Origin of the sequence: uncultured Campylobacter sp. (assembly GCF_938017775.1) — a bacterium.
GTDB lineage: Bacteria > Campylobacterota > Campylobacteria > Campylobacterales > Campylobacteraceae > Campylobacter_B.
This window is the reverse complement of record NZ_CALIIU010000073.1, coordinates 1-1,280: the sequence shown is the minus strand read 5'-3', so window position 1 is coordinate 1,280 and position 1,280 is coordinate 1. Positions and strand designations below refer to the sequence as shown.

At 36.8% G+C, this 1,280-nt stretch carries 3 protein-coding genes; all 3 read right to left on the bottom strand.

What is annotated here, in order from left to right:
• On the bottom strand, positions 1 to 235 hold a 235-nt coding region (locus tag Q0537_RS09615), incomplete at its 3' end, for a hypothetical protein (protein ID WP_299227596.1).
• Positions 236 to 256: 21 nt separating this feature from the next.
• Positions 257 to 646 (bottom strand): phytanoyl-CoA dioxygenase, encoded by a 390-nt coding sequence (locus Q0537_RS09610; RefSeq protein ID WP_299227593.1) that lies wholly within the window; start codon positions 644 to 646, stop codon positions 257 to 259.
• A 36-nt stretch (positions 647 to 682) separates the two neighbouring features.
• The gene (locus Q0537_RS09605; RefSeq protein ID WP_299227590.1) at positions 683 to 1,075 is read right to left on the bottom strand and encodes a phytanoyl-CoA dioxygenase; all 393 of its coding nucleotides are present in this window, start codon (positions 1,073 to 1,075) and stop codon (positions 683 to 685) included.
• Between the last annotated feature and the right edge of the window lie 205 nt (positions 1,076 to 1,280).

Sequence of the window (1,280 nt, the reverse complement as noted above, 5' to 3'; positions counted from 1 at the left end):
TATTATCTTTGGCGTTAAGCCTGGAGCTTGTATTCTTAACGATATCCTCTTTATAATATCCTCCTTTGCTTTTAAAGTTATAGCTTAGCTTCTCCTTTGCGCTATTTATATTTACGTCATTTTCGGCGTTTAGGATTAAATTTGCAGCAGAGTCTATGCTTGCTCCGCTTACGTATGCCGAGAAAGCTTGAGTGCTTAGACATAGTAGAGTAAAGATATGTAGGATAAATTTCATTCTGCTAGGTCTAATCCGGGTTTAATCATAGTTAAAGCTATATGGTTTGTAGCCGAAAATATGCAAAGTCTTTAAAGCTAGCCCTCTAACCTCTATCCAGGATGGATTGCGATGGACTAGGTATTCGTAATCATCCGCCTCTAATAAGCCGCGGTCGTTAAAATTTTTATCTATAAGTTCCACAAGTACTCTTAGCGCATCCCTCTCGTATGGCAGGAAGCAAAATTCAAATTGCTCCAATAAAGCACTCTTGCATTCGGTATATAAAAATTCTACCATTTCTGACGGGCTTTCGTAATATTCAACCGCAGGATGTATCAAATGATCAACTTGATATTCCAAAGATGCCATACGACATAGATTAACCATAAGTCCGCTTTTCCTAAATATCTCTTTTCCGTTAATTTGCATTTGGGTTTCCTTTTATTTAAGTGCTGCTCCGTGAGCTTAATATAGGTCAAAGTCACCTAAATCGTAGCCAAAAATATGGATTGTTTTTAGAGCTAGCTCTCTAACCTCTATCCAAGATTTATTGTGATAAACTAGATAATCGCCATCTTCCTCGCCCTTTAATAAACTCCCGTCTCTAAAGTATTTATAAATAAGCTCTGCAAGCTCTTTTAAGATCTCCCTTTCGTATGGCAAGAAGCAAAATTTAAACTGCTCCAATAAAGCATTTTCGCATTCAGTGCACAGAAGTTCTGCCATTTCTGACGGATCCTCATATGCGTCGATTGTGGGATGAATAATATATTTATCCTGATATTCCAAAGAGGCCATTCGCCATAGATAAAACATAAGACTACCTTTGTAGAATATCTCTCTTCCGTCAATTTGCATTTGGGTTTCCTTTTTATTTAAGTGCTGTCTCCGTGAGCTTAATACAGATCAAAGTCACCTAAATCATATCCGAAAATATGTAAAGTTTTTAAAGCTAATTCTCTGACCTCTATCCAGGATTTATTTTGATATACCAAATACTCACCTATGCCTTCTAGCAAGCTTTGATCTTTAAAGTATCTATCTATGAGCTCCAAAAGTTCTC